A 23,637-nucleotide genomic window follows, 5' to 3' on the forward strand; every position below is an offset into this window, starting at 1 on the left:
AAGCCGGCGGCCCCGAGCAAGCATTCAGGAAATACTCATGTTCAAAACCCTGGCACCGTGTGTGCTGCTGGTATTGCTGGCGGCCTGCGGCAAGCAAGGCGCAGCCCCTGCTACTGTGGCCACTGCTCCGGCCATTCCCGTGGTGAATGTCGGCGTTAACGACGAAGCCTGCGAACCCATGCAACTGACCGTCAAGCGCGGCAAAACCCAGTTCCTGATCAAGAACAACAGCGCGCGCGCTGTGGAGTGGGAAATCCTCAAAGGCGTGTATGTGGTAGAGGAGCGGGAAAACATCGCGCCCGGCTTCAGCCAGAAGCTGACGGCAAAACTGGAACCCGGCAAATACGAAATGACCTGCGGCCTGCTGAGCAATCCGCATGGTGTGCTGATCGTCGAGTAAGCATCGAACAAGCATCATCGGGACTGATTTCACTCATGACAGAACAAGACAATAACCATACCCTGTCCGCATCCGGCAGCCAGCCAGACAGGCAGCGGCGCAATCTGCTGCGTGGTGCCGGCCTGTTTGGCGGCGGTGTGCTGGCGGGGGCCGTGGGGGCGGGCGGCTGGTTGAAGCTGCAGGCATCACCGGACCCTGCAGCGCAGCGCGTGCCGTTTGCCGGTGTGCATCAGGCCGGGGTGACAACCCCGACACCGCAAGAAGCCATTTTCATCGCCTTTGACGTACTGGCCCGCGACCGCAAGGGCCTGCAGGAAACCCTGCAATTGCTGACACGGCGCATTGCCTTCCTGACCCAGGGTGGCCCGGCCCCGGTGGATGCACCCAAACTGCCGCCGCCGGACTCCGGCCTGCTGGGCGATACCGTGTCGCCGGACGCGCTTACCATCACTGTGGCGCTGGGCGCTTCATTGTTTGACGGGCGCTTCGGACTGCAGGCACTGCGTCCCAGACACCTGACGGCCATGCCTGCCTTCCCCAACGACGCGCTGGATGCCGCCTGGTGCGACGGCGACCTGCTGCTGCAATGCTGTGCCAATTCCCGCGAGACCGTGATTCACGCGGTGCGTGACATCATCAAGCATTGCCCGGACAAACTGGCCGCGCGCTGGAAAATGGATGGCTTCCAGCCTGCCGCAGCGGTACGGCATGCCAGCACGCCGATCAATCTGTTCGGCTTCAAGGATGGTACGGGGAATCCCGCGACGTCGGACAAGCAACAGATGGATGCGCTGGTGTGGGTGGGCGACAAGGACCAGGAACCCTCCTGGGCCAGAGGCGGCAGTTATGCCGTGGTACGGCTGATTCGCTTCACCATGGAGCAGTGGGACCGCACGCCCTTGGGCGAGCAGCAGGGCATCTTTGGCCGCGACAAGCACAGCGGTGCGCCGCTGGGTAAAAAACAGGAGTTTGACGACCCGCAGTTTGCCGCCGATCCGCATGGCCAGCAGGTGCCGCTGGATTCCCACATGCGCCGCGCCGAACCGCGCCTGCATGGCCGCCACGATGCCAGGTTGCTGCGCCGCAGCTACAGCTATTCGCTGGGGCTGACCAGGTCCGGCCAGCTGGACATGGGGCTGGTGTTTGTTTCCTTCCAGGCCAATTTGCAGACCGGTTTCATCGCCACCCAGCAGCGCCTGAATGGCGAGCCGCTGGAGGAATACATCAAGCCCTTTGGCGGTGGCTACTTCTTTGCCTTGCCCGGTGTGGAGGCCGGAGGGTATCTCGGTCAGTCCCTGCTGGCTGCTGCGGGTTAGTGCGCTTTTCCTGCCAAACTGAAAGCCGGTGCGTGCGCCGGCTTTTTTGCGTCTTTTCACCTCGCTGCCGCAGCGGGCTGCTATGCCTGCAATGACATATTCCCCGGTCGAACAACTGATTTTGCTATATCAGTTAGAGCGATTTTGCTGTTGGATGCCCCGGCCAAACAGCCCATGATGCAGCCATGTCACGGGACGGTTTGATCCCGCCGGATGCACGCGCATCTCGATAGCAAAACGATTGGAGACATGTGTGATTAGTAGCAAGACAACGCTGATTGCCCATCTGGGTTATCCCACCGAGAGCTTCAAGGCTCCGATGATTTACAACCCCTGGTTTGACAGCAAGGGTATTGATGCCGTGGTGATGCCCATCGGCGTCAGGCCGGAAGACTATGTGGCGGCGATCGCCAGCATCCGCAAGTTCACCAATCTGCGCGGCGCACTGGTCACCATGCCGCACAAGGTCACCACCCTGGGCCTGATGGACGAAATCACCCCCACCGCCGCCATTGCCGGTGCGTGCAATGCCATCCTGGTACGTCCGGACGGCACGCTGCTGGGCGACCAGTTTGACGGTGCCGGCTTTGTGCGTGGCGTGGAGCGCAAGGGCTTTGCGCTCAAGGGCCGCAAGGTGCTGGTATCCGGCAATGGTGGCGTAGGCTGTGCCATTGCCGCTTCGCTGGCGGCTGCCGGTGTGGCCGAAATGGCCTTGTTCGACAGCAATACCGCTTCGTCTGAAGCACTGGCCGGACGCTTGCGTCAGCATTATCCGCAGCTGATTGTTACCGTCGGCAGCAACGACCCGGCCGGGTTCGAGCTGATTGTCAACGCCACCCCGCTGGGCATGAAGGACGACGACCCGCTGCCCTTTGACATGGACCGCGTCAGCCCGGACACCTTTGTTGGCGAAGTGGTGATGAAAAAGGAAATCACCCCGCTGCTGGCGGCGGCTCGGGCCAAGGGCTGTCAGATCCAGCTGGGTACCGACATGCTGTTTGAAATGATTCCGGCTTACCTGGAATTCTTTGGCTTTGGCAGCGCCACGCCGGAAGAACTGCGTGCAGTGGCCACGCTGAACTACTGAGGGTTGGCATCATGAAGAAAATGCTGATGCTGCACGGCATCAACCACAATATGTTCGGCAAGCGCGACCCGAAGCAGTACGGCACGGTGACACTGGCCGAAATTGACGCGCGCCTGCAGGCGCTGGGCCGTGAGCTGGGTGTGGAAGTGGAAAGCTTCCAGACCAATCACGAAGGGGAAATGTGCGAGCGCATCCATCAGGCCTATGCTGACGGGGTGGACGCGGTACTGATCAACGCCGGAGCCTGGACCCACTACAGCTATGGCATTCGCGATGCGCTGGCCATTCTCACCGTGCCCATCGTGGAAATCCATATGTCCAACATCCACGCCCGCGAGCCATTCCGCCACCAGTCGGTGTTTGCCGACATTGCCAAGGGGCAGATCTGCGGCTTTGGCACCGAAAGCTATCTGTTGGGACTGCGCGCGGCTATCGCGGCTACCGCGGCGCAGTAGGTTTTTCTCTGTAGCAATCCGAAACTGACTCAGTCAGTGTTTGACGGAGGAGCCTGGCTTCTCCGTATTTTTTTTGCGCCTTGCTCATGCCTTGGTATCCACCGTATTACCCAGATGGCCGGGATTGCTGGTGGCGTATTCGTAAATGCCCACCCCCAGCGCCACGCCCGCCAGCAGCGGGTGCGCTTCGACAATGGAGGCCGCTTCGGTCACCACGGAGGAGCCTGCCTTGAGCAGGGCCCCGCCCGAAGTGCTGATGAATGAACCGACTGCGCCCAGAAACATGGTTGGATTCCTTATTGCATTTATAAGAACTATCGGTGAAATCACGATCTGCTTGAGGTTCTTTACCTGCATTTACATCAATTGACATCGCCATGAAAAACGGCTGGCAAGCGCCAGCCCTCATTTTTGACAAACCCTTCTCGCTTGCTGAAATGAAAGCGAAGCTGCCTTATTCAAATGGCAGTGCAAAGGCAGGGAGATCGGGATTGAATGGAATGGCTGCCGAGTAAACTGCCTGGGAGGTGTCAGCTGTCGGGCTTGGTCGTGCTGGCCTGCCCGGCGCTGAAAGCCTGTTGCAGGTAGCGTTCCAGCGCTGCGGCATCCAGTGGCTTGGAGTAGTAATAGCCCTGAATGGTGTCGCAGCCGTTTTCGCGCAGAAACTCCACCTGCGCGCTTTCCTCCACCCCTTCGGCGGTGATGCCCAGCATCAGGCTACGTGCCAGCATGATGATGGCCTTGCATACGGCGGCATCCTGCGTCTGTGCCGGGGTATTGCAAATGAAGGAGCGGTCGATTTTCAGCCGGTCCACCGCCAAGTCTTTCAGTACTGCCATGGACGAGTAGCCGGTGCCAAAGTCGTCAATCGCCACCGATACACCAATGCGCTTGAGGTCTTTCAGGATGCGCTTGCTGTTTTCCAGCGACTGCAACACGCTCTCGGTGATTTCCAGTTCCAGCAAGTGCGGCTGCAGGCCGCTGTGTTGCAGCTCGCGGGCCACGCCCTCCAGGAAGTCTGATTCGACAAACTGCATCACCGATACATTCACCGCCACTTTCAGCGGGTAGTGAAAGCGCTCATTCCAGTGCTGCGCTTCGATGCAGGCCTGTTGCAGCACCCAGCTGCCCAGCTCCTGGATCAGCCCGCATTCTTCCGCCACCGGAATGAACAGGTCGGGCGGAATGTTCACCCCTTCGTCCTGCCAGCGTAGCAGGGCTTCAAAGCCGATCAGGCTGGCATCATCCACCCGAATCAAGGGCTGGTAGTGCAGGGTGAAGCTGTGCTGTTTCACTGCCTGGCGCAGGCGCTGTTCCAGCCGCAGTCGTTCGTGCACTTTTTCTGCCATGGACTCATTAAAAGTGCAGTAGCGGCGCTTGCCGGCCAGCTTGGCCTGATACATGGCGCTGTCGGCGGCACTGAGCAGTTTTTCGGCACTGCTGCCATGTTGCGGATACAGGGCAATGCCGATGCTGGCGGTAACCACGATATTGTCCTTGCCCGCCGGCATGGGTTGTTCCAGTTTTTCCAGCAGGCGGCTGGCCATGCTGGTGCAGTCCTGCTCGCTGCTGTGCGGGCAGATGATGAAGAACTCATCGCCGCCAAAACGCACCGGTATGTCCGCCCGGCGGATGGTCTCGCGGATGCGCTGTGCAACCACCTTCAGCAGCTGGTCGCCGGTGGCATGACCCAGGCCGTCGTTGATCAGCTTGAAGCCATCCAGGTCGATGAACACCAGGCCCATCTGGCTGCCATCCCCGGCTGCCCGTGTCAGTTCGATGGCCAGCTGTTCGTTAAGCAAGTGACGATTGCCAAGGTCGGTGAGGGCGTCATGAAACGCCATGCGGTTCAGTTCGATCTCGGCCTTCTTGATGGAGCTGACATCGGTACAGCCGATGATGTAATGGGCGGGCAGCTCCAGGTCGTAGGACACCAGGCAGATATGCTCCCAGGCGGGAAAGGTTTCGCCATTCTTGCGGCGGCACATCACCTCGCCATGCCAGCCTGCGTCGCCCAGCTGGCTCAGCCCCTGGTAGAAGTCCGGTGTGTGCTTTTTGACATGCAATACCTCGTCGATGTCCTGCCCCAGGATTTCCATCAGGCTGAAGCCGGTCAGGCGCAGAAAAGCCGGGTTGGCCGACTTCACCAGCCGGTCGCTGTCCACCACCACAATGCCTTCGGCGGTGGACTGGAATACCGCACCGGCCTGTTGCAACAGCTGTTCGGACTTGATGCGTTCGGTAATGTCACGCAGCACGCCAATCTGCTTGGCGCTTTCCTGCCATTGCGGCTCGTATTCCTGCACCGACATTTCCACCCATACCGAATCGCCATCGTCCGGGGTGATGGTGGTGATCATGTCCACCCGGCCACGGTCTTTCAGCAGCTGGTTCAGCCGGCTTTGGTCGGCATGTTCCAGCAGGCGCAGGAAGGGCGGCACTTTTTCCTGGCGCGGTGCCATGTCCAGGCCGGTAATCTTGCCGAAGTAGCCCTGGCCGGTGAACAGCGATTGTTGCTGGTCCCATTCCCAGATGCCCAGCTGGGCGGTTTCCACCGCCAGCATCAACAGCTTTTGCTGTTTGTGGACTTCTATCTCGGCCTTGCGACAAGACAGTGCCATGCGGATGGTGGCATTGAGCTCGCGCAGCTCGAAGGGCTTGAGCAGATAGCCATAGGGCGCACTTTTTTCTGCCTGCTGCAGGATGTTTTCCTCGGCAAAGGCAGTCAGGTAAATCACCGGGATGTCCAGCGTCTGGCGGATGATGAGCGCGGCTTCGGTACCCGGCATGCTTCCTTCCAGATGAATGTCCATCAGGATGAGGTCAGGCTTGAGTTCTTTGGCGCGTGCGATGGCTTCCTCACCGGACGCGCAACTGGCGACCACATCAAAGCCCAGGCTTTGCAGCGCCATTTTCAGGTCCAGCGCGACAATGCGTTCGTCTTCGACAATCTGGATGCGGTAAGCCATGCCTTTACTCCCGGATAAGGTCTGGAATGGTCAAGGTGAAACAGCAGCCTTGATCCGGTGCGGTTTCCAGTGCCAATGTGGCTTTCAGCTGTTCGGTCAGCATGGGCAATAACTGAAAGCCAAGCGTGTTGGCATGCCCCAGTGACACGCCGGGTGGGCAGCCGCGCCCGTTGTCACGAATCTGCAGCTGTACCTGCTGTTCGGTATTCATGTGGATTTTCACCTGACCGGGCTGGCCGGGCATGAAGGCGTGCTTGCAGGCATTCACCACGATTTCATTGAGGATCAGGCCAAAGGGAATGCTGTTTTGCAGTTCCAGAAAGGCCTCGGGACCGGTGCGCTCGAACACGAAGGCAATATGGTTGCCATAGCCGGTGCTGACGTCGCGCAGCAGATGGGTGAGCCTTTCTATGTAGACCGACATCGGAATCCGGGAAAAATCATTGCGCTCGTACAGCAGCTGGTGAATCAGCGCCATCGATCGCACATGGTTCTGGCTGTCCAGCAAGGCCTTGTTGGCATCCGGGGTGGCGGTGCGTGCTTGCAGGTTCAGCAGGCTGGAAATCACCTGAAGATTATTCTTCACCCGGTGATGCACTTCGCCCAGCAGCACGGTTTTTTCCTGCAGGGCCTTTTCCAGTTCCAGCTTGGCATAGTAGCGCTCGGAAACGTCGGAAATGCAGGCCAGCGTCAGTACTTCATCGCCCACCCGCATCGGGTTGAGGCCGATTTCACAGGGAAACTGCGAACCGTCACGCCGCTGGGCAAGCAAGGGTTTGCGATTGGCCATGCCGCGCGCCATTGGTGCGGTAAAGAACTGCGTGACATAGCTGTCATGGGTGGCGCGAAAATCTGCCGGCAGCAGGCTGGACAGTTGTTCGCCCACCAGCTCGTGCCGGCTGTAACCGAACAGCTGCTCCATGCGGGTGTTGATCAGGCGGATGACGCCGTGCTGGTCCACCATCATCAGTCCGTCCGGTGTGGATTCCACCACTTCACGGAAATAGGTTTCACTGATTTGCAGTGCCAGTTCATTTTGCTTGCGCGCGGTAATGTCGATGCCGGAGGCAATCAGGTTGTTGATGACGCCGTTTTCATCGCGCAAGGGGCGCAGCATGAAGTCGATGATCAGGCGGCTGTCGTTCTTCATGCGCACGACCACGTCGTAGCGCACGGTTTCGCCTTCCGCTGCACGGGCAATGGCCTGTTGCAGCTCGCTTTGCACCAGCGGGTCGTGGCTCCACCAGTAACACTCCCAGAACAGTTTGCCCTGTACGTCGGCCAGCTCCAGCCCCGCCTGTTCCAGCGGCGCACGGTTCGCCTCCTGCAGGATGCCGTCGGTACTGAGTACGCCGACAAAGCTTAGCAAGGCATCCAGCACCTTGCGGATGCGTTCGCTGCTGGCACGGATGGCCAGTTCGGCCCGCTTTTTCAGCGAGACATCCTCCACCATGGCGATGATGCCGCAAGGCTCGCCCTGCTTGTCAAAGCGCGGGTGGTAGCTGGCATTCCAGTAGGTGATGCAGCCCGAACCGGGGGGGATTTCGGCGCTGGCTTCGAAATTGCACTCGGCAAGGCCGCTGGCCATTACCGTGCGCATGATGTCTTCCAGCCCGGGGCCGACATCGGGCAGCACATCACGCGGGGTGCGGCCGATATGCTCTTCCGGGCTCAGGCCATTGGAGTCGGCCAGCTGGCGGTTGATGTGGACATAGCGCAGCTGGCTGTCCAGCACCGCAATGCCGATGGGGGAGGTTTGCAGTAAATCCGCGAGCAGTTTTTCCATACGTCGGGTCCGCCCTGCCTGGGGTTGCGAGCAATTATCCATTATGGGTAACGAAAATGCGTATTGAAAGTAATAACTCGCAAAGCCAGACCACCTTGCTGTGGCGCAGCATCGCAAAGGCCGCTGCGGAAGCTGTCATGGCAAGCAGGGCGTGGGGTGGAGCAGGGCAGGAATGCCACTGTGCAAGCGGCCAGTTTGTCTGGTGACAAGTAAATTTTTTTGGTGAGCTTATTTATGCATTTGCGACATGATTAATCATTTGGCTGATATTAATTGTTTGTTTGTTGCGAATTGGTATTCGAATAACCGAATAAATACCGTTTTTGTTGTTCGGGTTTCCGAATTGCAAATTTTCCCTTGTTTTAAAGGGGATTCCCTTTATTGCGACAGAGAAATGAAGGGTTTAGCATTGTCCCGTAGTCAGATCAAAGAATAAGCAATCCGCGTTTGTCAGAATAAGCGTCAGGATTGGATATTCGATAAATATGTGAAACCAACGGGAATAAAAATCGTGTCAGAAAATCAGAGTGACAAAAAGCTGCAGCGCGGGCTTGAGGCACGACATATCGAACTGATTGCCCTTGGCGGGACAATCGGTGTCGGTCTGTTCATGGGCTCGGCCAGCACGCTGAAATGGACGGGGCCTTCGGTCTTGCTGGCGTATGCCATTGCCGGGGTCTTCATTTTCTTCATCATGCGCACCATGGGCGAGATGCTGCACACCGAGCCGGTGGCAGGCTCCTTTGCCCATTACGCTTACAAATACCTCAGCCCCTACTGGGGCTACCTCACCGCCTGGGCTTACTGGCTGATGTGGATTGCCGTGGGCATTTCGGAAATCACCGCGGCCGGGGTGTATGTGCAGTACTGGTTCCCCACCGTGCCGCAGTGGGTTCCGGCCATTGCCTTTGTCGCCATCCTGGCGGCCTCCAACCTGCTGGCGGTACGTCTGTACGGCGAGTTCGAGTTCTGGTTCGGCCTGATCAAGATCTCCACCATCGTGGTGATGATTCTGGTGGGCCTGAAGCTGATCCTGGTGGGTGGTGGTGACATGCCGGCAGTCGGCTTTGGCAACCTCACCGCGCATGACGGCTTCTTTGCCGGTGGCGCCAAGGGCTTTTTGTTTGCGCTCTGTCTGGTGGTGGCTGCTTATCAGGGGGTGGAACTGGTCGGCATTACCGCTGGTGAAGCCAAGGACCCGCAAGTCACCCTCAAGCGTGCCATCAACAACATCATCTGGCGCATCCTGATTTTCTATGTCGGTGCCATCTTCGTCATCGTTGCCATTTACCCGTGGAACCAGATCGGCACCAGCGGCAGCCCCTTCGTGCTGACTTTTGCCAAGGTGGGTATTGCTGCAGCGGCAGGTGTCATCAACTTCGTGGTGCTTACCGCCGCGCTGTCCGGCTGCAATAGCGGCATCTACAGCTGTGGCCGCATGCTGTATACCCTGGCGCAGAACAAGCAGCTGCCGTCTTTCCTGGGCAAGGTGTCCAAGGGCGGGGTGCCGGTCAACGCCATCTGGGTGACCATTGCCTGCATTGGGCTGGGTTCCGCACTCAACTACATCATTCCGAATCCGGAACGTGTATTCGTGTACGTGTACAGCGCCAGTGTATTGCCGGGCATGGTGCCCTGGTTTGTGGTGTTGGTATGTCAGGCCCGTTTCCGCCTGGCGCACAGCGAAAAAATGCACAGCCACCCGTTCAAGTCCATCCTGTTCCCCTTCACCAACTGGCTGACCATTGCCTTCCTGGTGTGCGTGCTGTTCGGCATGCTGGTGAACCCGGATACCCGCGTATCGCTGTTTGTCGGTACCGGCCTGCTGTTGGCGGTGTCGGTGGTGTACAAGATGTTCAATCTCGGCCGTCATCATCAGCCTGCATTGGCGACGGTGAAGCGTGACTGATTGAGAATATTGCAGTTCCAGCAAAAAGGCGTGCGCAAGCACGCCTTTTTTAATGCGCAAGAAAATTGCGCATTTCGGCAAAAAACATGCCATTCAGCCGAGACATGCTGCCATGCCGGATGATGCACGCTTGATCCTGATCAGTCGGCTGTCTGCGGCCTGCTTGGAAAATGCACTGGTCAGTATCGATGACATGCGGAATACTGTGCGCAAATTCGTGCGGTGACACGAATGCAAACATAATAAATGGAGGTGGTATGGCAGTGTCAGCATTGTTTGGCGGAGGAATCAGGAAAAAACTGTTCCTGACCTCGGCAGCCTTGGTTATTGTTCCCATTATCAGCATTATCATGCTGATCAATTATTCGGTTACCCAGAAGTCGGAGCAGGACTTCCTGGCCCGTGCCGACGGTGAGTTGCATCAGGTGGATAACGTCATTTCCATCCTGCTGGACAATGCCACGCTCAACCTGGAAATGATGAGCCAGCCGGCAGTACACAAGGTGGATGCCAGCATCACGTCCTATGCCGACAAAAGCGCGGTCACCGAACTGAAAACCCTGAGCCGTGCGCCGCTGGAGCAGGGCCTGTTCAACCACTTCAGCCTGATCAGCGCCACCCACCCGGACTATGTCGAGCTATACATGGGCACCAGGTTTGGCGGCTTCATCACCAGCGACACCGGCACGGTGAAGGCCGGTTACGACCCGCGCAAGCGCCCCTGGTACGCCGATGCCGTGTACAACAAGGGCAAGGCCACCATCGCCAAGGCCTATCGCTCCACCAGTGGTGAGAATGTCACTGCCGTGGTGAAGGCCTATACCGATACCGCCGGTAATGTGGAGTTTGCCAGCGGCATCGACATTTCCCTCAAGCATCTGTCGGAAATCATGGATGCCATCAGGATTGGCGACACCGGTTATATCTTTCTGGTGGAACGCGATGGCACGGTGCTGACCCATCCCAAGCTGAAAGACCTGATTGCCAAGAATGTCGACAGCCTGAACATTCCGGAGTTGACCGAGGCGGTCAAGAACAACAAGGAAACCTTCCGCTACACCCTGAACGGGGTGGAAAAAGAGGGCAAGGTACTGGCCGCTTCGCGTGGCGGCTGGAAGATCGTGGCAGTGATCGAGCGCAGCGAAATCCTGTCCAGTGCCCATCAGCTGATGCTGCAAGTGGGCCTGGTTGGCCTGGCCTTTACCGTGCTGGCCATTATCCTGGCCTATGCCATGTCCAATGGCATTACCTCGGGTATTCGCCGCATCAATGTGCTGATGCAGGAAATTGCCCAGGGTGGTGGTGACCTGACCCGTCGCATCCAGCTGGACGGCAATGACGAAATCAGCAAAACCGCAGCGCATTTCAATACTTTCCTGGAAAACCTGCGCCGCCTGTTCCTTGATATCCGTACCGAAGCGGCCCGGCTGACGGACGGCGTGCACAGCGTCAACCAGGTGCTGGCCACCATGTCCGATGATTTCCGTGCGCTGGCCGACCAAAGCTCCAGCAATGCCGCCACCATCGAACAGATCACCGTCAGCATTTCGCACATTGCCGACAACGCCAACGAAGCGGACAACCTGGTGAAGGATACCAACCAGTTGTCCGGTGAATCTGCCGAGACCGTAGCCGAAGTGGCACAGAAGGCCGGCCAGTCCGCGCGCGATGTGGAAAGCCTGTCCACCCTGCTGGAAGAACTCAGCAAGAGCTCGCAGCAGATCAGCGGCATCACCGGTGTGATCAAGGATATTTCCGACCAGACCAATCTGCTGGCCTTGAATGCGGCTATCGAGGCAGCACGTGCCGGCGAACAGGGCCGCGGCTTTGCCGTGGTGGCCGACGAGGTGCGCAAGCTGGCCGAGCGCACTGGCAGCGCCACCCAGCAGATTGCCCGGATGACCGAAAGCATGCAGGCGCAAACCAATGCCGCGGTCAGCGACATGAAGCAGACGCTGGAATCCACCCACGCCGGTTCGACTTGCTCCGAGCAGGCAGCGCTGAAGATTGCCTCCATCCAGCAGAACATGGAAACGGTAAGGCGCAAGATGGAAGAAATTGCCCTGTCCACCAGCGAAGAGCAATCGGCCACCACGTCCATGGCACAAAGTGCCGAGCAAATGACCGGCCGCATGCAAAAGTCCGAGGCCGACCTGCAGAATGCTACCGATACGCTGGCCGAGCTGGACCGGCTGGCCGCCGGTTTGCAGGACAAGTTCCGCTCCTTCCAGATGTAAGCCTGCACGGCCCCATGTGCTGCAAGGGGCTGCGTATTCAGCACTGAAGACGCGTCAAGCAGTCCTGTCTGGCAAAGCCAGCCCTTTGCGGGCTGGCTTTTTTCATCTCTTGCTCCCTCTTGGCCCCGCTGACCATGCGCGGTTTTCCGGCAAAGCATATCTGCATTTTCCATAAGCATTTTTGCTGATAACAAGTTCGTTTTTTCTTGCTTATGGATATAAAACAGCTCTGCTAAGGTGCAGTCCATTGCCATGACGCACTGCGGAAAACCCACCCATGACCGTTCTCGCCATTCTCGGCAGCCCCAGTAAAACCTCGCGCACTGCGCGCCTGATCGAGCGCAGCCGCGTTGCGCTGACTGCACTGGATATCGAGCTGCAAACCATCAGCATTCACGACTTTCCGGCCGATGCACTATTGCATGGCCAGTTTTCCCATCCGCAAATCCAGGAATTCCAGCAGCGGGTCGGTGCGGCCAGCGGGCTGATCATCGCCACCCCGGTGTACAAGGCGGCTTATGCCGGTGCGCTCAAGGTGCTGCTGGACCTGATTCCGGAAGGCGGACTCGCTGGGAAGCCGGTGTTGCCGCTGGTAAGCGGCGGCAGCCCCGGCCATTTGCTGGCGGTGGATTACTCCATCAAGCCGGTACTGGCGGCGCTCAAGGCCAGCGCCATCCATCAGGGCGTGTATGCGGTGGAGTCGCAGATTGGTGCCAATGCCAATGGCGAGGCTGAACTGGCCGAGGAGCTGGAACAGCGCCTGCAAACCGCCGTGCATGAGTTTGCCGCCCTGCTGGGGGTGAATGCCCCGGCCCCGCATGCCCCGCGCTATGCCAACGATTTCATTTCCCGGCTGATCAGCCTGTAATTCCGGACTTCATCATGACTCTATCTCTCCTGAAAAAAACACTGGGTCTTGCCGTGCTGGCGGGCTGGTCGCTGGCAGCCCACGCGCTGGACCTGAACGTGGGCTATCAGAAAAGTGCCATCAATCTGGTGTCACTCAAGGCGCAAGGCACGCTGGAAAAGCAGCTGGCACCGCTGGGTGTGACAGTGAAATGGTATGAATTCCAGGCCGGCCCGCCGATTCTGGAAGCCATGAATGCCGGCAGTGTCAGCATCGGCATGACCGGCGATTCGCCGCCGGTATTCGCCCAGGCTGCCGGGGCCAATATCGTGTACATCGGCCAGGAGCCTTCCAAGCCGGAATCCTCCGCCATCCTGCTGCCTGCCGGTTCGCCCATCAAGAAGCTGGCCGATCTCAAGGGCAAGCGCGTGGCTTTTACTAAGGGCTCCAGTGCGCACTACCTGACGGTGGCTGCACTGAAAAAGGCCGGCTTGCAGTACAGCGACATCACCCCGGTTTATCTGACGCCGTCCGAGGCACGTGCCGCCTTCGAGCGTGGCAGCGTGGATGCCTGGAGCATCTGGGACCCGTACTACGCCGCGGCAACCCGCGCCGGTGGTGTGCGGGTGCTGTCCACCGGCAAGGGCCTGAGCGCCAACAACACCTTCTATCTGGCGGCACGTGACTTTGCCCAGGCCAACCCCAAGGTGATTGCCATCGTGTTCAAGGCGCTGACCGACAACAACAAACAGCTGCGTGGCGATGTGCAGCAAGTAGCCAAAACCCTGTCCGGCTACACCGGGCTGGAAGCGGAAACCTATGCCGCCATGCTCAGCCGTCATCCGGACTACAGCGTCAGCTATGTCAACGCCAAAACCATCCAGCAGCAACAGGAAGTGGCCGATACCTTCCATGCACTGGGCCTGATTCCCAAGGCCATCAAGGTGCAGGACGCGGTGTGGAAGCCCTGAGCGCAATTCAAGAACAAGCAAAGAACAAGACAGGAATAATGGACATGCAGATTTTCTGGTTTTTCCCCACCCATGGTGACGGACGTTATCTGGGTAGCCCGGAAGGGGCACGCACCGTGGACCTGGACTACCTCACCCAGATTGCCCGCGCGGCAGACAGCCTGGGTTTTGATGGCGCGCTGATTCCCACCGGCCGTTCTTGCGAAGACCCGTGGGTGACCGCCGCCACGCTGATTCCGGCGACCCGCAAGCTGAAATTCCTGGTGGCAGTGCGCCCCGGCATCATGTCGCCCACGGTGGCGGCGCGCATGGCCTCCAGCTTTGACCGCCTGTCGCAAGGCCGCCTGCTGGTGAATGTGGTGGCCGGGGGCGACCCGGTGGAACTGGCCGGTGATGGCAGTTGGCTCAGCCACGACGAGCGCTACGAAGCCGCCAGCGAATTCCTGCATATCTGGAAGGGTGTGCTGGCCGGTGACAAGGTGAATCTGGACGGCAAGCACATCAAGGTGAGCGATGCCCAGTTGCTGTATCCGCCGGTGAGCAAACCTTATCCGCCACTGTACTTTGGCGGTTCGTCCGATGCCGCGCATGATCTGGCGGCCGAGCATGTGGATGTCTACCTCAGCTGGGGCGAGCCGCCAGCGGAAGTGGCCAAGAAGATTGCCGATGTGCGGGCGCGGGCCGCAAAACTGGGCCGCACGGTGCGCTTTGGCATCCGCCTGCACATCATCGTGCGCGAAACCAATGAGGAAGCCTGGGCCGCGGCCGACCGGCTGATCAGCCGTCTGGATGACGCCACCATTGCCAATGCGCAGAAAACCCTGGCGCGGGCCGATTCGGAAGGCCAGCGCCGCATGGCTGCGCTGCATGGTGGCAGCCGTGACAAGCTGGAAATCTCGCCCAATCTGTGGGCGGGCATCGGTCTGGTGCGTGGCGGTGCAGGCACGGCGCTGGTGGGCGATGGCCCTACCGTGGCAGCACGCATGCAGGAGTACGCTGAGCTGGGTATCGAAACCTTTGTGTTCTCCGGCTACCCGCATCTGGACGAAGCCTACCGCGTGGCCGAGCTGCTGTTCCCGCATCTGCCGGACCGTCTCAAGGCCAGCATCGGCCAGCAACCGGCAGGCGAGGTGATGGCCAACCAGCTGTTGCCCAATGAAATCCGCCAGGCGGCGGCCTCCTGAGGAGCATGCCCATGTCACGTACACATGCATTGGCACAAGGGCTGTGGCAGCGTTTGCTGCCCTGGCTGGTGCCCATCCTGTTGCTGCTGTTCTGGCAACTGGCCTCGGTGGCCGGCTGGCTGAACCACCGGGTTCTGCCCGCACCCACCGAAGTGCTGGTGGCCTTCTGGCAATTGCTCAGCAGTGGCGACCTGTTCCGTCATCTGGCGGTCAGTTTTGGCCGCGTGGCCAGCGGTTTTGTCATCGGTGCCGGGCTTGGTCTGGCATTCGGCCTGCTGGCCGGGGTATCCCGGCTGGGCGAGGCATTGTTCGATACCACCTTGCAGATGCTGCGCAATATCCCGCCGCTGGCCATCCTGCCCTTGGTGATTCTGTGGTTCGGCATTGATGAATCCGCCAAGGTGTTCCTGGTGGCCTTCGGGGTGTTGTTCCCGGTCTACCTCAACACCTATCACGGCATTCGCTCGCTGGACCCGCAACTGCTGGAAATGGCGCGCAGCTATGGACTGAGCGGTAATGCCCTGTTCCGTCAGGTGGTGCTACCCGGTGCCTTGCCGTCCATTCTGGTGGGCATCCGCTACGCACTGGGCATTGCCTGGATCATCCTGATCGTGGCGGAAACCCTGTCTGCCACCAGCGGCATTGGTTATCTGGCATCCAATGCGCGGGAATTCCTGCAAACCGACATCGTGGTGCTGTCCATCCTGCTGTATGCCGCACTGGGCAAGGTGGTGGATGTGGCCGCCCGCGCACTGGAAAAGCGCTGGTTGCGCTGGCATCCGTCCTATTTCAAGGCCGCCTGAGGAGAACATGATGAAACTGGATGATCTCAAGACGGCCAGCCCGATTGTGTTGAAGGGTCTCATCCGCCGCTTTGGCGAGCGCGTGGTGCTGGACGCGCTGGACCTGCACATTCCGCAAGGTCAGTTCCTGGCCATTGTCGGCCGCTCCGGTTGCGGCAAGAGCACCTTGCTGCGTTTGCTGGCCGGGCTGGATCAGGCCGATGGCGGCCTGCTGCAGCAGCCGGCCGGGCAAAGCGTGCGGGTGATGTTTCAGGAAGCCCGCCTGCTGCCGTGGAAGAGCGTGCTGGACAATGTGGCACTGGGCTTGCCAGCCAGCCGCCGTGGCGAAGCCGAGCAGGCCTTGGCCGAAGTAGGGCTGGCTGACCGGGCGCAGGAATGGCCGGCCCGGCTGTCCGGCGGTCAGCGCCAGCGGGTGGCACTGGCGCGGGCGCTGGTGCATCAGCCCTCGCTGCTGTTGCTGGACGAACCCCTGGGCGCGCTGGATGCACTCACCCGGCTGGAAATGCAGGGCCTGATCGAGCGCTTGTGGCAGCAGCATGGCTGCACCACGGTACTGGTGACGCACGATGTCAGCGAAGCCGTGACCCTGGCCGACCGCGTGGTGCTGCTGGAAGAGGGCCGGGTGGCGCTGGATTTGCCGGTGGAGCTGCCACGCAGCCGCGACCCGGCCGATAGCCGCTTTGTCGCGCTGGAGCAGCACATCCTGCAACGCGTACTGCAAGGGCCTTCCTTCAATGCGCCGCTTATCAATGAAACACCGCTCGCGTCGCTGCATTTCTCGCAGCTGCACTGGGCCTTGTAACCCCATTACATAGAAAGCAGATCATGAGCATTCAATCCATTAATGTCCGCAACCAGTTCAAGGGCGTGATCAAGGAAATCATCGAAGGACCGGTGTTGTCCGAAGTGGATGTGGAAACCCCCTCCGGCATTGTCACCTCGGTGATCACCACCCGCTCGGTACGCGAATTGCAGTTGAAAGTAGGTTCGCCGGTGGTGGCTTTCGTCAAATCCACTGAAGTGTCGATCGCCACGCTGGCCTGATCTGACACCTGTCTTCCGCCGCAAGCTGGCTGCGCGCTGGCGTGCGGTGGAGGATGAGTGCATGCAGTTTTCTGTATCCAATATTCTCCAAAACGATATACAACGAAATTTTTATTATTTTTGGTTTGTGCTTGCAGCCGCTAGACTTGCCACTCCTGACGGGTTATCCCCCGTCGCTCACCCGCTTTCTGCCCGATCAGGGCAGGGGATAGAACGCAGACGGTATGATAGAAGTACGCAATCTCAGCAAGCATTTCAGCCATGAAGGCCGCCGCATCGCCGCACTGGACGATGTCAGCCTGCAAGTGGCTGCCGGAGAAATCTACGGCATCATCGGCCGCTCGGGGGCCGGTAAAAGTACCCTGATCCGTTGCCTCAACCTGCTGGAGCGTCCGGATAGCGGCACCGTGACACTGGGCAAGCAGGAACTCACCGCCTTGCCGGAGGCCGAGCTGCAACTGCGCCGCCAGCGCATCGGCATGGTGTTCCAGCATTTCAATCTGCTGCGTTCGCGCACCGTGGGCGGCAATGTGCGCTTCCCGCTGGAGCTGGCCGGTGGCTTGACCCCGGCACAAATGGACGCGCGGGTGGACGAATTGCTGCAACTGGTGGGCCTCGCCGATCACAAGGACAAACGTCCGTCGCAATTGTCCGGCGGGCAAAAGCAGCGCGTGGGCATTGCCCGTGCACTGGCCAATCATCCTGACCTGCTGCTGTGTGACGAAGCAACGTCAGCACTGGACCCGGAAACCACGGATTCGATCCTGGCCCTGCTGGCCGACATCAACCGTCAGCTTAATCTCACCATCGTGCTGATTACCCACGACATGCGCGTGATTCGCCAACTGTGCGATCACGTGTCGGTGATGGATCACGGCAAGGTGGTGGAAAAGGGCAGCGTGCTGGATGTGTTCCTGCAACCGCAGCATGCCGTCACCCGCAGCCTGCTGGCCGAAACCGGTTTTGGTCAGGGCGAACGGGTGGAGGCCTGGCGTGCGCGCATCGGCGTGCCGCTGCTCAAGCTCACCTTTGTCGGTGAACCCACGCTCAGCCCGGTGCTGGACAAGGTGGGCCGCGAAACCGGCCTGCGCGTCAACCTGCTCAGCGGTACCTTGAGCGAAATCCGAGACACGCCTTGCGGCCAGCTGCTGGTGGGCGTGGTGGCGTCTGATGTGGAACTGCCGGCCCTGCCGGAGATTTTTGCCCGCGAGGGTGTACGTTGCGAGGTGCTGGCATGAGCGGATTCGACCCAAGCCTGTTGTTGACGGTGGACTGGCCGGAAATCGGCACCGCCACCCTGGATACCCTGACCATGCTGGGCGTGTCCCTGCTGTTTACCATCGTGTTCGGCCTGCCGCTGGGCGTACTGCTGTACATCAGCGCACCAGGCCAGCTGCGCGCCCGCCCGCGTCTGTATGCGGTGCTGTCTTTCCTGGTGAACGTGCTGCGCTCGCTGCCGTTTGTCATTTTGCTGATTGTGCTGATTCCGCTCACCCTGTTGCTGGTGGGTACCTCCATCGGCGTGGCCGGTGCCATCGTGCCGCTGGTGGTGGGGGCCATTCCCTTCTTTGGCCGCCTGGTGGAAAACGTGCTGCGCGAAATCGACCGCGGCGTGATTGAAGCCAGCCAATCCATGGGAGCCAAACTGCCGCAGATCGTGTTCAAGGTACTGCTGCCCGAAGCCATGCCCGGTCTGATTGGCGCGGCTACCGTCACCGCCGTGGCGCTGGTGGGTTATACCGCCATGTCCGGTGTGATCGGCGGCGGCGGTCTGGGCGATCTGGCCATCCGCTATGGCTATCAGCGCTTCCAGACCGAGGTGATGATCGTCACCGTGGCCCTGCTGCTGGTGCTGGTACAAGCCCTGCAAACCGCAGGCGATGCCCTGGTACGCCGCTGTCGCTTCGGCTGATTCAGCCGCCAGTACATTACTGAATTCCCTTTGTTGTGAATCCCTGTGCAGCCGGGCGTGACCGGCTGTATGGACCCCCTTTGCCCATTGATCTGGAGAAAAAAACGATGAAACGCGTTTCCAAGCTGTTTGCTGCACTGAGCCTGAGCGTGGCCGCACTGGCCGTACACGCCGAAAACGTAAAACTGGTAGTGGCTGCTTCGCCAGTACCGCATGCTGAAATCCTGGAAGCCCTGAAGCCCACCCTGGCCAAGCAAGGTGTGGATCTGCAAGTAAAGGTGTTCAACGACTACGTGCTGCCTAACACCCAGGTAGAAGAAAAGCAGCTGGATGCCAACTTCTTCCAGCACATTCCGTACCTGGACAAGTTCAACAAGGACCGTGGCACCCACTTGGTGGTGGCTTCCAAGCCGGTGCACATCGAGCCGTTTGCCGCTTACTCCAGCAAGTACAAGAAAGTGGCTGACCTGCCGCAGGGTGCTACCGTGGCCATCCCGAATGACCCGACCAATGCCGGCCGTGCGCTGCTGCTGCTGGATCAGGGCGGTGTGATCAAGCTGAAGGACCGCAAGAACATCTACCCGACCACCAAGGACATCGTGTCCAACCCGAAGAACATCAAGATCAAGGAACTGGAAGCCGCTACCCTGCCGCGCGTGCTGAACCAGGTTGATGTTGCGCTGATCAACGCCAACTATGCGCTGGAAGCCAAGCTGAACCCGAAGAAGGATGGCCTGTTCACCGAAACCACCTCGCCGTATGCCAACCTGCTGGTAGCCCGTCCGGACAACAAGAACAGTGCCGCCATCAAGAAACTGGCTGCTGCACTGAACAGCCCGGAAGCCAAGAAGTTCATCGAAACCAAGTACCAGGGTGCGGTGATTCCGGCTTTCTAAGCCTGAAACGCACGATCTGACTGCCCCGGACGGGATGGCTACGGCCATCCCGTTTTTGTTTTTTCAAGCCATGCATTACCTGCTTTCAATCGTTTTGTAAGCACCTGCCTGCTCAGAGCATGAAGATTCTTTTTGTTATGCCAGAAAATGCCATAAGAGCGGCATGGTTATCCATTTTCTTCATAATCACTGCAGTTTTTCTTGCTTAGTCAGCGGCACGCTGCCGCGTATATTGGTCTGCAAGCCAGATGGCACCAGTCAGGGAGACCAAGATGACGCAACTGCACACCAGCACTACCTCCAGCATCACCCCGAATACCAACCAGGCCGGGCCTAGCGGCCATCAACTCAGTGCCACCGACGCAGTCAGTGCCAGCGAAGAGCTGCTGGAAATTGCCCGCCTGCGTGCCGCGGACAGCGGCCTTGCCTATACCGGCGCGCTTTACCCGCTGGAAGCCTGGTCGCTGGTGGAGGCGGGCGTTGCCACGCTGGTGGATGTACGCACGGCGGAAGAGCGCAAATTCGTTGGCCAGGTACCAGGCTCGCTGCATGTGGCCTGGCAGACCGGTACGGCGCTGATCAAGAACCCGCGCTTCCTGCGCGAACTGGAAAGCAAGGCCGGCGGCAAGGCCAGCATCGTGGTGCTGCTGTGCCGCAGTGACAACCCTGGGTGCCAAACGCTTCGAACAGGGCGAGGATGGCAGCCTGCTCAAGGGCCAGCCGCGCCATCCCATCGTGGAAGATGATGTGGTGATTTATGCCGGAGCCACTGTGCTGGGGCGCATCACCATCGGGCGGGGTTCCAGCATAGGCGGCAATGTCTGGCTCACCCGCAGCGTGCCGCCGGGTAGCCAGATTAGCCAGGCCAGCCTGCAAGCAGCCCCTTCTTGATCGCAGCACTACCAATCACTGTTTGACCACCTCGTCCCGCTGCATGGACAGCGGACAGGGCGGAGCTTTGCCTGCAGGCCGCCGGCAAGGGGGCTGTGTTGTCTGCAGTTTTGTTTCTTCCACCATCCCTTATGGAGCAGACATGTCTCAACATCAGGACGTCAAACAGGCACTGGGCGACAACGCAGCGCGCCAGCTAGCCAATGCCACCAAAACCGTACCGCAGTTGTCCACCATCAGCCCGCGCTGGCTGGTGCACCTGCTGCAATGGTCGCCGGTAGAAGCGGGCATTTTCCGTCTGAACCGGGTGAAAATGCCGCTGGCGTGCAGGTGGCCTGCTCGCAGCGCGATGAATCCGAACTGCCGCAAACCTTTGTCGATTACGAAGAACAGCCGCGTGAACTGTTCCTCAATGCGGTGACCACCGTGCTGGACGTGCACACCCGTGTGTCCGACCTCTACAGCAGCCCGCACGACCAGATCAAGGAGCAGCTGCGCCTGACCATTGAAACCATCAAGGAACGTCAGGAATCCGAGCTGATCAACAATCCGGAATACGGCTTGCTGGCCAATGTGGACGATACCCAGCGCATTTCCACCCTGACCGGCGCACCGACTCCGGATGATCTGGACGAGCTGTTGACCAAGGTATGGAAAGAGCCCGGCTTCTTCCTGGCTCACCCGCTGGCCATTGCCGCCTTCGGTCGCGAATGCACCCGTCGTGGCGTACCGCCGCCGACCGTGAGCCTGTTCGGTTCGCAGTTCATCACCTGGCGCGGTGTTCCCATCATCCCGTCGGACAAGCTGCCTATCGACGAAGACGGCAAGACCAAGATCCTGCTGCTGCGCGTGGGTGAAAAGCGCCAGGGTGTGATCGGCCTGTATCAGCCGGGTGTGGCTGGCGAACAGAGCCCGGGCCTGTCGGTACGCTTCATGGGCATCAACCGCAACGCCATCGCGTCCTACCTGATTTCGCTGTATTGCTCGCTGGCCGTGCTGACCGAAGATGCGCTGGCCGTGCTCGAAGACGTGGAGATTGGCAAGTACCATGACTACCCAGATACCTACAAGTAAGCCTTCCGGCCTGCCAGACGGCCTGCCGGATGTCGCCCAGCTGGCGAATCTGGCCAATGCCTTCTTCAGCGCCTTGCCGGGTCAGGTGCCGGGCAGTGCGCCAGCGGCATCCAATGGGCTGAATCTGGATGTGGCCGGTCCGCAGCTGTCGCCACAACCGGCCGCTGCCGCCGCGCATACGCCGGAACCGGCGGCGCTGGATGGCTTTGGCCGTGGCGGCCCGCATGCCTATGCTGTCCCGGAGGGCTATGGCGCGGCCATTCCGCAACTGGCCGCAGCCCAGCCTTCGGCCCCGTCCTTTGCCGGAGCAGCCGTACCGTCCTCGCCGTATTACTTTATCGGTGAGTCTGCCGGTTATCCTTCCGCAGCGCCGGATGTTGCGGTGGATGACCGGGTGACGGCACAGTCCTTCGGGCTGCCGGGGGCGGATGAGCTGCGCGCCTTGCTGGCCGGCGACAGTCGCCAGCCGGTGGTGGCAACTGCGGTGCAGGGTAACAGCCATGGCTATTACTTTGTCGAGGAATGGCCGCAGCATGGCAAGGCACCGGATTTCGACCGCAAGGTGGCCAGTCGCGGCCATGGCTTCGATGTCAATGCCGTGCGACGTGACTTCCCCATCCTGGCCGAACGGGTGAATGGCAAGCCGCTGATCTGGCTGGATAACGCTGCCACCACGCACAAGCCGCAAGCGGTGATCGACCGGCTGGCCTATTTCTACCAGCACGAAAACTCCAACATCCACCGTGCCGCGCATGAACTGGCGGCGCGGGCGACGGATGCCTACGAAGCGGCCCGTAACAAAGTAGCCCGTTTCATTGGCTCTCCCAGCCCGGATCAGGTGATTTTCGTGCGCGGTGCCACCGAGGCCATCAACCTGGTGGCCAATACCTGGGGGCGCCAGAATATCGGCGCGGGCGATGAAATCGTGGTGTCGCAGCTGGAGCACCACGCCAACATCGTGCCCTGGCAGATGCTGGCAGCAGCCAGCGGCGCCAAAATCCGGGTGATTCCGGTGGATGACAGCGGCCAGATCCTGCTCGACGAATACCGCAAGCTGCTGAACAGCCGCACCAGACTGGTGGCCATCACCCAGGTATCCAATGCGCTGGGCACGGTGACACCGGTGCAGGAAATCGTGGCGCTGGCGCATACCGCCGGGGCGAGGGTGCTGGTGGACGGGGCGCAGTCGGTCTCGCACATGCGGGTGAACGTGCAGGCGCTGGATGCAGACTTCTTTGTGTTCTCCGGGCACAAGGTGTTTGCACCCACCGGCATCGGCGTGGTGTACGGCAAGAAGGAGTTGCTGGACAGCATGCCGCCGTGGCAAGGGGGTGGCAACATGATTGCCGATGTCACCTTCGAGAAAACGCTGTATCAGCCGGCGCCCAACAAGTTCGAGGCGGGCACTGGCAATATCGCGGACGCGGTGGGCCTGGGCGCAGCCATCGACTATGTCGAGCGTATCGGGCTGGAAGCCATTGCCCATTACGAGCACGACCTGCTGGTGTATGCCACCCACGGCCTGCAATCGGTACCGGGTTTGCGCCTGGTCGGCACGGCAGCCAACAAGGCCAGCGTGCTGTCCTTTGTGTTGCCGGGCTATCGCACCGAGGAAGTGGGCAAGGCGCTGAATCAGGAAGGCATTGCGGTGCGCTCCGGCCACCACTGCGCCCAACCGATTCTGCGGCGCTTCGGACTGGAGGCCACGGTTCGTCCTTCGCTGGCTTTCTACAATACCTGCGAAGAGGTTGATACCCTGGTAGCAGTATTGCAGCGACTGGCACGGCGGCATTAAGTGGTGACGCAAACCTGCTGGCAGTCCCAAATCCCTTCTTGCTTTCTGCTTCAATTGGCAG

General features: G+C 59.9%; 25 protein-coding genes and 1 pseudogene. 23 read left to right on the forward strand and 3 right to left on the reverse strand.

Features of this window, described 5'->3' with window-relative positions:
• Positions 1 to 37 precede the first annotated feature (37 nt).
• The 4 genes from ACE3SE_RS16515 (at position 38) to aroQ (ending at position 3,258) form a co-directional block, all read left to right on the forward strand.
• Entirely contained in the window at positions 38 to 400 is a 363-nt protein-coding gene (locus tag ACE3SE_RS16515; RefSeq protein WP_199101889.1) for a cupredoxin domain-containing protein, read from the forward strand.
• A 35-nt stretch (positions 401 to 435) separates the two neighbouring features.
• On the forward strand, positions 436 to 1,716 hold the full coding sequence (efeB, locus tag ACE3SE_RS16520) for an iron uptake transporter deferrochelatase/peroxidase subunit (RefSeq protein ID WP_374556888.1): 1,281 nt from the start codon (positions 436 to 438) through the stop codon (positions 1,714 to 1,716).
• 253 nt (positions 1,717 to 1,969) lie between these two features.
• Positions 1,970 to 2,803, forward strand: coding sequence for a shikimate dehydrogenase family protein (locus ACE3SE_RS16525; RefSeq protein WP_374556890.1), 834 nt, complete (start codon positions 1,970 to 1,972; stop codon positions 2,801 to 2,803).
• Between the two features lie 11 nt (positions 2,804 to 2,814).
• Positions 2,815 to 3,258, forward strand: a complete 444-nt coding sequence (aroQ, locus tag ACE3SE_RS16530) for a type II 3-dehydroquinate dehydratase (protein ID WP_062789145.1) — start codon at positions 2,815 to 2,817, stop codon at positions 3,256 to 3,258.
• An 84-nt stretch (positions 3,259 to 3,342) separates the two neighbouring features.
• Here aroQ and ACE3SE_RS16535 read toward each other — a convergent pair whose 3' ends face one another.
• Positions 3,343 to 3,543, reverse strand: a complete 201-nt coding sequence (locus ACE3SE_RS16535) for a hypothetical protein (protein WP_374556892.1) — start codon at positions 3,541 to 3,543, stop codon at positions 3,343 to 3,345.
• A 92-nt stretch (positions 3,544 to 3,635) separates the two neighbouring features.
• Here ACE3SE_RS16535 and ACE3SE_RS16540 point away from each other — a divergent pair, with 92 nt between their 5' ends.
• Positions 3,636 to 3,773 (forward strand): hypothetical protein, encoded by a 138-nt coding sequence (locus tag ACE3SE_RS16540; RefSeq protein WP_374556894.1) that lies wholly within the window; start codon positions 3,636 to 3,638, stop codon positions 3,771 to 3,773.
• Between the two features lie 15 nt (positions 3,774 to 3,788).
• Here ACE3SE_RS16540 and ACE3SE_RS16545 read toward each other — a convergent pair whose 3' ends face one another.
• A complete protein-coding gene (locus tag ACE3SE_RS16545; RefSeq protein WP_374556896.1) occupies positions 3,789 to 6,227 on the reverse strand; it encodes a two-component system response regulator in 2,439 nt (812 codons plus the stop codon).
• A gap of 4 nt (positions 6,228 to 6,231) precedes the next feature.
• Positions 6,232 to 8,013 (reverse strand): PAS domain S-box protein, encoded by a 1,782-nt coding sequence (locus ACE3SE_RS16550; protein WP_374556898.1) that lies wholly within the window; start codon positions 8,011 to 8,013, stop codon positions 6,232 to 6,234.
• Between the two features lie 511 nt (positions 8,014 to 8,524).
• On the opposite strand from ACE3SE_RS16550, the gene ACE3SE_RS16555 reads away from it, so the two are divergent.
• From ACE3SE_RS16555 to ACE3SE_RS16640, 18 genes and pseudogenes are all read left to right on the forward strand, one after another.
• Entirely contained in the window at positions 8,525 to 9,922 is a 1,398-nt protein-coding gene (locus ACE3SE_RS16555) for an amino acid permease (RefSeq protein WP_131360371.1), read from the forward strand.
• A gap of 52 nt (positions 9,923 to 9,974) precedes the next feature.
• The gene (locus tag ACE3SE_RS16560) at positions 9,975 to 10,148 is read left to right on the forward strand and encodes a hypothetical protein (protein WP_374556900.1); all 174 of its coding nucleotides are present in this window, start codon (positions 9,975 to 9,977) and stop codon (positions 10,146 to 10,148) included.
• Between the two features lie 124 nt (positions 10,149 to 10,272).
• Positions 10,273 to 12,159, forward strand: a complete 1,887-nt coding sequence (locus ACE3SE_RS16565) for a methyl-accepting chemotaxis protein (protein ID WP_374556902.1) — start codon at positions 10,273 to 10,275, stop codon at positions 12,157 to 12,159.
• Positions 12,160 to 12,436: 277 nt separating this feature from the next.
• Positions 12,437 to 13,027: an NADPH-dependent FMN reductase gene (gene ssuE / locus ACE3SE_RS16570; protein WP_059285565.1), complete on the forward strand. Its 591-nt coding sequence runs from the start codon at positions 12,437 to 12,439 to the stop codon at positions 13,025 to 13,027.
• 14 nt (positions 13,028 to 13,041) lie between these two features.
• Positions 13,042 to 13,977: a sulfonate ABC transporter substrate-binding protein gene (locus ACE3SE_RS16575; protein WP_131360365.1), complete on the forward strand. Its 936-nt coding sequence runs from the start codon at positions 13,042 to 13,044 to the stop codon at positions 13,975 to 13,977.
• Between the two features lie 44 nt (positions 13,978 to 14,021).
• Entirely contained in the window at positions 14,022 to 15,161 is a 1,140-nt protein-coding gene (ssuD, locus tag ACE3SE_RS16580; RefSeq protein WP_374556904.1) for an FMNH2-dependent alkanesulfonate monooxygenase, read from the forward strand.
• Between the two features lie 11 nt (positions 15,162 to 15,172).
• Positions 15,173 to 15,964 (forward strand): aliphatic sulfonate ABC transporter permease SsuC, encoded by a 792-nt coding sequence (gene ssuC, locus ACE3SE_RS16585; protein ID WP_045845041.1) that lies wholly within the window; start codon positions 15,173 to 15,175, stop codon positions 15,962 to 15,964.
• 7 nt (positions 15,965 to 15,971) lie between these two features.
• Positions 15,972 to 16,766 carry an ATP-binding cassette domain-containing protein gene (locus ACE3SE_RS16590; protein WP_374556907.1) on the forward strand — a complete coding sequence of 265 codons (795 nt, stop codon included), beginning with the start codon at positions 15,972 to 15,974 and terminating at the stop codon, positions 16,764 to 16,766.
• Between the two features lie 23 nt (positions 16,767 to 16,789).
• A complete protein-coding gene (locus ACE3SE_RS16595) occupies positions 16,790 to 17,008 on the forward strand; it encodes a TOBE domain-containing protein (protein ID WP_103525746.1) in 219 nt (72 codons plus the stop codon).
• Between the two features lie 224 nt (positions 17,009 to 17,232).
• Positions 17,233 to 17,964 (forward strand): annotated as a pseudogene (locus ACE3SE_RS16600) (methionine ABC transporter ATP-binding protein); the annotation flags it as partial.
• A gap of 51 nt (positions 17,965 to 18,015) precedes the next feature.
• Positions 18,016 to 18,246, forward strand: coding sequence for an NIL domain-containing protein (locus tag ACE3SE_RS16605; protein WP_374556928.1), 231 nt, complete (start codon positions 18,016 to 18,018; stop codon positions 18,244 to 18,246).
• Complete coding sequence (locus tag ACE3SE_RS16610) at positions 18,243 to 18,920, forward strand: methionine ABC transporter permease (RefSeq protein WP_045844950.1); 678 nt, start codon at positions 18,243 to 18,245, stop codon at positions 18,918 to 18,920. Before ACE3SE_RS16605 ends, ACE3SE_RS16610 begins: the two co-directional genes overlap by 4 nt.
• A gap of 107 nt (positions 18,921 to 19,027) precedes the next feature.
• Complete coding sequence (locus ACE3SE_RS16615; RefSeq protein ID WP_374556910.1) at positions 19,028 to 19,816, forward strand: MetQ/NlpA family ABC transporter substrate-binding protein; 789 nt, start codon at positions 19,028 to 19,030, stop codon at positions 19,814 to 19,816.
• Between the two features lie 272 nt (positions 19,817 to 20,088).
• A complete protein-coding gene (locus ACE3SE_RS16620; protein WP_374556912.1) occupies positions 20,089 to 20,562 on the forward strand; it encodes a rhodanese-like domain-containing protein in 474 nt (157 codons plus the stop codon).
• Positions 20,552 to 20,707: an acetyltransferase gene (locus ACE3SE_RS16625; protein ID WP_445290654.1), complete on the forward strand. Its 156-nt coding sequence runs from the start codon at positions 20,552 to 20,554 to the stop codon at positions 20,705 to 20,707. Before ACE3SE_RS16620 ends, ACE3SE_RS16625 begins: the two co-directional genes overlap by 11 nt.
• Before the next feature lie 142 nt (positions 20,708 to 20,849).
• Positions 20,850 to 21,128, forward strand: coding sequence for a hypothetical protein (locus ACE3SE_RS16630; protein WP_374556914.1), 279 nt, complete (start codon positions 20,850 to 20,852; stop codon positions 21,126 to 21,128).
• Positions 21,038 to 21,781: a family 2A encapsulin nanocompartment shell protein gene (locus tag ACE3SE_RS16635; RefSeq protein ID WP_374556916.1), complete on the forward strand. Its 744-nt coding sequence runs from the start codon at positions 21,038 to 21,040 to the stop codon at positions 21,779 to 21,781. The genes ACE3SE_RS16630 and ACE3SE_RS16635 overlap by 91 nt, the downstream gene beginning before the upstream one ends.
• Positions 21,756 to 23,576 (forward strand): family 2A encapsulin nanocompartment cargo protein cysteine desulfurase, encoded by a 1,821-nt coding sequence (locus ACE3SE_RS16640; RefSeq protein ID WP_374556918.1) that lies wholly within the window; start codon positions 21,756 to 21,758, stop codon positions 23,574 to 23,576. Before ACE3SE_RS16635 ends, ACE3SE_RS16640 begins: the two co-directional genes overlap by 26 nt.
• Positions 23,577 to 23,637 lie beyond the last annotated feature (61 nt).

Source organism: Aquitalea pelogenes (assembly GCF_041914625.1).
Classification (GTDB): Bacteria; Pseudomonadota; Gammaproteobacteria; order Burkholderiales; family Chromobacteriaceae; genus Aquitalea; species Aquitalea pelogenes.